This is a genomic window from Limnohabitans sp. (assembly GCF_040401135.1).
Lineage (GTDB): Bacteria > Pseudomonadota > Gammaproteobacteria > Burkholderiales > Burkholderiaceae_C > Limnohabitans.
This window is the reverse complement of the sequence record NZ_JBBAOV010000018.1, coordinates 38,625-46,540: the sequence shown is the minus strand read 5'-3', so window position 1 is coordinate 46,540 and position 7,916 is coordinate 38,625. Positions and strand designations below refer to the sequence as shown.

Here is a 7,916-nt window from a genome sequence, read left to right as displayed (position 1 = left end):
AATGATGAAACGATCGACGTTCTTGATAGCCATCTCAGTCTTGGCTGCCGCGACAGCATGGGCTGACCCAACGTATCCCAACAAACCGATTCGCATCATCGTCCCATTTACACCCGGCGGGAGCCCCGATGTGTTGGCACGCACCATCGGTCAAAAAATTACCGAATCAACAGGCGTACCTGTATTGATCGAAAACGTGGCAGGTGCTGGTGGCACGATTGGCGCTGACCGCGTGGCCAAAGCCGCAGCCGATGGCTACACCTTGCTCATGGGCCACGTGGGCACTTTGGCTGTTGCACCCGCGGTGTATCCCAATTTGCCGTATGACCCCATCAAGTCGTTTGCGCCGGTGGCGTGGGTGGCTAAGGTGCCCAACGTCCTGGCGGTTCACCCTTCCATGCCGGTCAATAACGTGGCCGAGTTGGTGAAGTACCTCAAGGCCAATCCGGGCAAGGTCAACTACGGCTCGGGCGGCAACGGCAGTGCGGCGCATTTGGCCATGGAGTATTTCAAGCTCTCCACACAAACCTTTGTGGTGCATGTGCCTTATCGCGGCACGGCCCCTTCGGTAACCGATGCCGTGGCAGGACAAATTCAAATGGTGTTCACCGGTGCGCCTGCTTTGGTGCCCATGGTTAAGGCTGGCAAGTTGCGTGCCATTGCCGTGTCCAGCCCCAAGCGTTTGGACTTGTTGCCCGATGTGCCCACCTTGGCTGAGTCGGGCGTGAAAGGCTTAGAGAGTTTTGAGGCCGACCAGTGGTATGGCCTCGTGGCCCCTGCTGGCACACCGGCGGCAGTAGTGCAAAAACTCAACCAAGTGGTCAATGCCAATTTGGCGGCGCCCGAAATGGTGGCCCGACTCAAGTCAGAAGGCGCTACTGCCACGCCCACATCACCCGAGGCGTTTGGTCAGCTGATTCAGCGTGAGATCAAACGTTGGCGCCCTGTGGTGTTGAACGCCAAAATTACGGCTGATTAAGCTGCTTGTTCTTTTTTAGGTGTCGAAAACCAAGCCACATATAAGGCAGGCAACACCACCAGCGTCAGCAGTGTGGCCGTCACCAAGCCACCAATCACCACAATGGCTAAGGGGCGTTGGGTCTCAGACCCAATGTCTCGGCTCAGCGCCATGGGCAACAATCCCAAAGCCGCCAGCATTGCCGTCATCAGCACCGTGCGCAGACGTTGCAGCGCACCTTCTTTGACCGCGTCAATCACGCTGTAACCCGCGTTGCGCAGTTGCTGAAACACCGACAGCATCACCACCCCGTTGAGCACCGCCTGGCCCGACAAGGCAATGAAGCCAATGGCCGCAGACACCGACAACGGGATGCTGAAAATCCACAGCGCCACAAAGCCGCCGATGAGCGCCAAAGGCACGTTGATCAAAATCAGGCCTGCGGTTTTGAATGAGCTGAACGCATCAAACAACAACACAAAGATCAGCAGCAGCGAAATCGGCACCACCACGGCCAAGCGTTGCATGGCGCGTTCTTGGTTTTCAAATTCGCCCGACCACGTGAGGGCGTAGTTGCGTGGAATTTCCACCTTCTTGGCCACGGCTTCTTTCATGTCGGCCACGATGGAGCCCATGTCACGACCTTTGATGAAGATGCCAATGGCCATGGTGCGGCGGCCTGCTTCGCGGGCGATGTTCATCGCGCCGCTGCTTTCACGAATGGTGGCCACGCTGCTGAGGGGTGTGCTGCCGCCATTGGGCGTGGGGATCAAAATGCTGTCGAGGTTGACCATGGCACGTCGCTCGGCAGACAAGCGCACCGCTACCGAGAAACGACGTTCGCCTTCCCACAGGTTGGTGGTGGCTTTGCCCGCCAAGGCAATTTCGATGACATCTTGAATGTCACCCACGTTCAGACCCAGTCTTGCGGCGCGTTCGCGGTCGATGTCGATCAAAAGCTGGGGCAGTTCACCTTGGCGGTCAATTTCGGCGCGGTACACACCGCGCACATGGCGCACTTCTTTTTCTACTGCCTCAGTGGTGCGGCGCAACACATCAAGGTCATCCCCTGAAATCTTGATGACGATTTGTCCGTCAATTTGAGAGATAGATTCCAGCACGTTGTCACGAATGGGCTGCGAAAAGGTGGGCTGCATGCCGGGTAACACAGACACGGCGTGGTCCATGTCTTCAATCAGTTGTTCGCGGGTCAGTCCTTTTCGCCATTGCTCGGGTGGTTTTACATCCACATAAATTTCGGCCATGCTGATGGTTTTAGGGTCGGTGCCGTCTTCGGGCTGGCCCGCTTTCGACACGGTGGTGCGCACCTCGGGCACGGCCATCAAGGCCTTGCGCACATTGTGCAAAGCCTTAGCCGCTTCGTCGTTGGAGATGCTGGCTGGCAAACGAACGTTCACCCAAATCGTGCCTTCGTTCAACTCGGGCAGAAACTCAGAACCCAGTTGCGAGGCCACCAGCATCGACAACGCAAAGCCAGACATGGCAATGGCCACCACCTTGCGCGGTTGTGCGATGGACCAGGTCAGCACAGGCTCATACACGCGTTTGGCCCAAGCCACCACCGCGTTGTCGCCGTGGGGAATGCCTTTGCGCAGCATCCAATACGCCAGCAAGGGCACAAGGGTGAGCGAGAAGATGAGCGAGCCCACCAGCGCCGTGGTGACCGACAAAGCCATGGGCTGAAAAATGCGACCTTCGTGGCGTTGCAGCGCAAAGATAGGAATGTGCGCCGCAATGATGATTAGCATCGAAAACAACGTGGGGCGACCTACTTCGTTTGTTGCCTCTGCGATGAGGGTGCGACGCTCTTTCTCGTTCATGCCTTCGCCGCGTTGAGCCAATCGGTGCATGATGTTTTCCACCACGATCACAGCGCCGTCCACGATGATGCCAAAGTCCATGGCGCCCAAGCTCAGCAAGTTGGCGGGCACACCCATGATTTTTAGGCCCATGAAGGTGGCCAGTAGCGAGAGCGGAATGATCACCACCACGGCCAGTGACGCACGCAAGTTGGACAAAAACAAATACAACACCAGCGCGACTAAGAGTGCACCTTCGACCAAGTTTTTAAACACGGTGGTGAGGGTTTTGTCCATCAACCAACTGCGGTCATAAAACGGCACGATTTGCACGCCCGCAGGTAGCACGCGTGCATTTAAATCTTCAATGCGTTCTTTCACACCCTTCAACACCAAGCTGGGGTTTTCTCCCTTGCGCATGATGATGATGCCGGTCACCACATCATCGTCCAGGTCTTGGCCTACCGTTCCCAAGCGGGGCACGGCACCGATGGTGACCTTGGCCACATCGCGTACCAAAATGGGTGTGTTGCCACGCGCGGTTACCACCACTCGGCCAATGTCGTCGGCCGAGTGCAGCAGGCCCAAACCACGGATCGCGTATTGCTGCACGCCTTGCGTGACATAGCTGCCACCCGCGTTGCTGTTGCCACGTCCCAAAGCATCCGTGAGGTCTTGCAGTGTGAGTTTGAATTGGCTGAGCTTTTGCAGGTCGGGCTGCACTTCGTATTGTTTGATAAAGCCACCCATGGCAACCACATCGGCCACGCCTGGCACTTGGCGCATGCTTCGCTCCACAGTCCAGTCTTGCAGGGTGCGCAGCTCGGTGGTGCTGAGGCCGTCGCCTCGCAGGCGATAGCGCATGATCTCGCCGACAGGTGTGGCGTTGGGCGCAATTTGCGCCTCCACGCCTTCGGGCAGTTGAACGCCGCGCAAGCGCTCGCTCACTTGCTGGCGCACCAAGTTGACCTCGGCGTTGTCGTTGTAGGTGACCACGGTGAACGACAAACCAAACTGCGTGTGCGAGAACACACGAATTGAATTGGGCAAGCCTGCCAGCGCCACTTCGATGGGTAAGGTGACTTGCTTTTCCACCTCTTCCGCTGCACGGCCTGGGTAGAGCGAGATGACTGTTACTTGCGTGTCGGTCACATCGGGAAAGGCTTCGACGGATAAGTTTTTAAACGCAAACACCCCCGCCATGACAAACAGCAGCGTGCCCAGCAGAATAAACAGCGGCTGGTTGAGCGCGTAATGAATCAGGCGCTTCATTTGGCTTGCACCGGCTTGAGGGCGTTTTCTTGGGCAATGCGGAACTCACGGGCCAACAACAAACCGTTGTCTTTGACCACCAAGTCACCCTCTTGTAGGCCTTGAACAACTAGCACTTCTTGAATGCCCTCGTAGCCCAGCTTCACACGTCTTGGCTCATACACACCCGCCTCGGTTTGCACATAGGCCCAGTGTTGGTTTCCGCGCAGCTGTACCGCGCTAGATGGCACCAATACGCCCGCAGCCAGCTTGCGTTGGATACGAGCCGTGCCTAGCATTTCGGCTTTGAGTAAACGCTGCGCGTTGTCAATCACGGCACGCACTTTGATAGCGCGGGTGTTGCTGTCAATAAAGTCGCCTGTGGCGGCAATCTTGGCTGCAAAGCTTTGGTCGGGGTAGTTGGGTAGCGTCAGCGAAATTTGGGTGCCAGGTTTGAGCGAGGCAATGTCGGCTTCGCGTGCATCGATTTGCACCCACAGCACGCTGGGGTCGCTGACCACAAACAGGGCGGGGTTGGCGGGGCCGCCTTGGTCGGGGCGCACTTCTTGGCCCGCGCTGAGGTTGCGCTCCACCACCACACCTTTGACGGTGGCAGCGAGGCCGAGTTGTTGGTTCACGTTTTGCGCGCTGCCATACATGCGGGTGCGTGCTTGGGCGCGGGCCAGTTCGGCGCGGGCACGTAGGGCATCGGCTTCGGTGCTGTCGAGCTCTTTGCGCGAGATCACGTCGGCCGCAAACAAGGTTTGGTGGCGGGTCAAGGCGCGGTCGGCCACTTGGGCATCGGCCATGGCTTTGGCAGTGTCGGCTTGGGCTGCGCCAAACTCGGGCGAGGCGAGGGTGGCCAGCACTTGGCCCGCATTCACGCTTTGGCCAATGTCGGCACTCAGGCTCAGCACACGGCCTGCAAAGGCGGGGTAGATGCGCTGGGTGCGCTCTTCGTTCCACACCAAGCGGGCGGGCAGCTCGATGGTGATGCTCTCAGCGGTTTTGGCTGCGACCGTGCTCAGCAGCGCAATTTGTGGGTGGCCTGCGGGAAAGCGCAACTGTTCGCCCTGCACGATGGGATCGGGTGTGGCGGGCTGTTTGGCCGGGGGGTTTGGGTTGAGCAGGACATAGGCCAGCACGGCAATGGCCAATGCACTGCCTCCCGCGATGAAGCGTTTGGCAGGGGTGTTCAAAAGGGCGGTGGCTTGCAGGTTCTGTCGTATGCTCATGCCACGTTTATCGTTGACCCTGGCTGACCAGCCCCTGACTTAACTTTTATTTGTGTCACTCCTGTGCGAATTTTGTTGATTGAAGACGACGCCGTGCTGCAAGCCGTGATGCTGCGCAGCCTTGGCGATGCGGGTCACCGCGTGGACGCTGCCAGCCATTTGGAGGAAGGTGCGCACTTTTGGCAAGTGCAAGCCTATGACGCCGTGCTGCTGGACCTCAACCTTCCCTTGAACGGCCAAGCCCATGCGGCCCAAACCAGCGGCTTGCAGCTGCTGCGCGAAGCCCGTGCACGCGGCGACCGCACGCCTGTGTTGGTGCTGACTGCGCGCAACCGCACCGACGAACGCATTGCCGGCCTAGACGCAGGTGCCGACGACTACCTGGGAAAGCCCTTTGATTTAGAAGAAGTCGAAGCCCGCCTGCGTGCCTTGGTGCGCCGCACCCTAGGCGTGGACGACGAGGTGCAAGTGGGCCAGTTGCGCCTGCACCGCAAGCTGCGCCGCATCTTTGTGGGCGAGGCTGACTTGGCGTTGCCCGCCCGCGAGTTTGAAGTGCTGTGCGAGCTCATGACGCCGCCCGGCCGTGCGGTGAGCAAACGCGTGTTGTCTAACAAACTTTCTGGTTTTGATGAGGCTTTGGGCGACAACGCACTCGAAGCTTTTATTTCCCGCTTGCGTAAAAAGCTGGCCGACAGTGGCGCGTCCATTCGCACTTTGCGCGGCATTGGTTATGTTTTAGAAGAGCAGACATGAGCCAGATGCAAACAAAACCTTCACTGCGTCACCGCTTGTTGCGCCATGTGTTGATTCCATTGGCGGTCACTTGGTTGGTGGGCGCGGCATTGGTGGTGGGTATTTCCTCGTATTTTGCGCAGCAGGCGTTTGACCGTGCTTTGCTGGATGACGCTTATTTGGTGGCCAGCCAAGTGCAACGAACCAGTGACAACCGTGTTGGGGGCCTAGACCTCAACCTGTCTGCGCAAGAGATGAGCACCGTGCTGTTTGACCAAAGCGAAACCTTGTACTTTGCAGTGTTGCGCCCCGATGGCTCACTGTTGGCGGGTCACCCTGGGCTCAAACCCAAGCAGCTGCAAGAAGACTTGAAGCCCCTGTTTGATGAGATGGACTACCAAGGCCGCACCTTGCGCAGCGTGACCGTGCATCGCCAGCAACCTGCTGATTTTTATGTGGTGATGGCGCAAACCACGGCCAGTCGCGACAGTCTGTTGCAACGTTTGTTGACTTTTTCCCTCATCCCCCAAGTGCTGTTGTTAGGCTTGTTGGCCGCATGGCAGTACCGTGCGATTGAAGAAGATTTAGCCCCCTTGGCCGAGCTAGAAGCGGCCTTGGGTCAGCGTGATGCACGCGACCTCACACCCGTGCCTGTGACTGCCACCACCCACGATGTGCAACGCTTGGGTCAAACCATCAACGCGTTGCTGGGCCGCATCTCATTTAGCGTGCAAGCGCAACGTGAGTTCTCGGGCAATGTGGCGCACGAGCTGCGTACACCTCTGGCCGGCATTCGCGCACTGGCCGATTACGGCTTGCGCCATAGCGATCCACAGGTGTGGCATGAACAGCTGCAAGGCATTGCAAAAAGCCAAGAGCGAGCCAGCCATTTGGTAGACCAGCTGCTGGCGCTCGCTTTGGCCGATGAAGCGCATCAAGACTTAGAAAAAACAGCGGTGTCTTTAGATGCACTCGTGGGCGAGGCCGTGCTGCGCTATTTGCCCAAGGCCGATGCCGCGGGCGTAGACCTCGGTGCCAAGGGCATTGACCATGCGGTGGTTGTGCAAGGCAACGCGGCGCTGATTGAAGGCATCTTGAACAACCTCATCGACAACGCGCTGCGCTATGGCCGTGCAGGTAACGGCGAGAGCCACATCACCGTGTCAGTGGAAGACACGCCGCACAGCGTGGTGCTGTCGGTGACCGACAACGGCGCGGGCGTGCCTGCTGACAAGCTGCAACAAATCAGCCAGCGCTGGGTGCAAGGTGCAGCGGGCGAAGCGCTCAAAGCCGGCGTGGGTTTGGGGCTAGCCATTGTGGGCACTTATGCCAAGTTGCTGGGTGCGCGTGTGGCACTTGCTGTTTCGCAACCGCATGGCTTGTGCGTGCGTGTGATGTTTGACAAGCCGTCGCAGAGTTAACAACGACAACTGGAGAAACTTCATGGATGCATTTCAAGACCACTACCCCGAGAACGTGTCGCATTGCTACGGCTGCGGCCACCTGAACGAGCACGGCCACCAAATCAAAACTGTGTGGGAAGGCGACGAAACCGTCACGCGTTTCACGCCCGAGCCGTATCACACCTCCGTGCCGGGCTACGCGTATGGCGGCTTGATTGCGTCACTCATTGATTGCCATTGCACCGGCACAGCGTCGGCTGCCATGTACAAGCAAGAAGGGCGCAGCCACGATTCCTTGCCAGCTTTTCGCTTTGTCACGGGCTCGTTGCATGTGGACTTTTTAAAGCCTACACCGCTGGAGGGCGAGCTGGTTATTCGTGGCCGTGTGAAAGAAATCAAAGGGCGCAAAGTGGTGGTGGAAGCCACCGTTTATGCCGGCGAGGTGGCCACCGCACGCGGTGAAGTGGTGGCGGTGCAAATGCCTGAAAGCTTTGGTCAGTAAGGCTTTGACTTAAGC

At 58.3% G+C, this 7,916-nt stretch carries 6 protein-coding genes; 4 read left to right on the top strand and 2 right to left on the bottom strand.

Annotated elements, in window-relative coordinates; translation table 11 throughout:
* The first annotated feature begins 1 nt into the window (after position 1).
* The gene (locus ABWP81_RS06840; RefSeq protein WP_353140525.1) at positions 2 to 979 is read left to right on the top strand and encodes a Bug family tripartite tricarboxylate transporter substrate binding protein; all 978 of its coding nucleotides are present in this window, start codon (positions 2 to 4) and stop codon (positions 977 to 979) included.
* Here ABWP81_RS06840 and ABWP81_RS06835 read toward each other — a convergent pair.
* Together ABWP81_RS06835 and ABWP81_RS06830 are read right to left on the bottom strand one after the other, a co-directional pair.
* A complete protein-coding gene (locus ABWP81_RS06835; protein ID WP_353140522.1) occupies positions 976 to 4,050 on the bottom strand; it encodes an efflux RND transporter permease subunit in 3,075 nt (1,024 codons plus the stop codon). The two genes, ABWP81_RS06840 and ABWP81_RS06835, sit on opposite strands and share 4 nt — an antisense overlap.
* Positions 4,047 to 5,264 carry an efflux RND transporter periplasmic adaptor subunit gene (locus tag ABWP81_RS06830; protein WP_353140520.1) on the bottom strand — a complete coding sequence of 406 codons (1,218 nt, stop codon included), beginning with the start codon at positions 5,262 to 5,264 and terminating at the stop codon, positions 4,047 to 4,049. Before ABWP81_RS06830 ends, ABWP81_RS06835 begins: the two co-directional genes overlap by 4 nt.
* Before the next feature lie 63 nt (positions 5,265 to 5,327).
* On the opposite strand from ABWP81_RS06830, the gene ABWP81_RS06825 reads away from it, so the two are divergent.
* Genes ABWP81_RS06825 through ABWP81_RS06815 form a run of 3 tightly spaced genes read left to right on the top strand, consistent with a single transcriptional unit; the run spans position 5,328 to position 7,901 of the window.
* Positions 5,328 to 6,017 carry a response regulator transcription factor gene (locus ABWP81_RS06825; protein ID WP_353140517.1) on the top strand — a complete coding sequence of 230 codons (690 nt, stop codon included), beginning with the start codon at positions 5,328 to 5,330 and terminating at the stop codon, positions 6,015 to 6,017.
* Positions 6,014 to 7,417, top strand: coding sequence for a sensor histidine kinase (locus ABWP81_RS06820; RefSeq protein ID WP_353140514.1), 1,404 nt, complete (start codon positions 6,014 to 6,016; stop codon positions 7,415 to 7,417). The genes ABWP81_RS06825 and ABWP81_RS06820 overlap by 4 nt, the downstream gene beginning before the upstream one ends.
* Positions 7,418 to 7,439: 22 nt before the next feature.
* Complete coding sequence (locus ABWP81_RS06815; RefSeq protein WP_353140511.1) at positions 7,440 to 7,901, top strand: PaaI family thioesterase; 462 nt, start codon at positions 7,440 to 7,442, stop codon at positions 7,899 to 7,901.
* Positions 7,902 to 7,916 lie beyond the last annotated feature (15 nt).

Bases quoted from the DNA above. Each gene is read 5' to 3' on its own strand.
- ABWP81_RS06815 (WP_353140511.1), top strand. From the start codon at position 7,440: ATGGATGCATTTCAAGACCACTACCCCGAGAACGTGTCGCATTGCTAC.
- ABWP81_RS06840 (WP_353140525.1), top strand. From the start codon at position 2: ATGATGAAACGATCGACGTTCTTGATAGCCATCTCAGTCTTGGCTGCC.
- ABWP81_RS06835 (WP_353140522.1), bottom strand. From the start codon at position 4,050: ATGAAGCGCCTGATTCATTACGCGCTCAACCAGCCGCTGTTTATTCTG.
- ABWP81_RS06830 (WP_353140520.1), bottom strand. From the start codon at position 5,264: ATGAGCATACGACAGAACCTGCAAGCCACCGCCCTTTTGAACACCCCT.
- ABWP81_RS06820 (WP_353140514.1), top strand. From the start codon at position 6,014: ATGAGCCAGATGCAAACAAAACCTTCACTGCGTCACCGCTTGTTGCGC.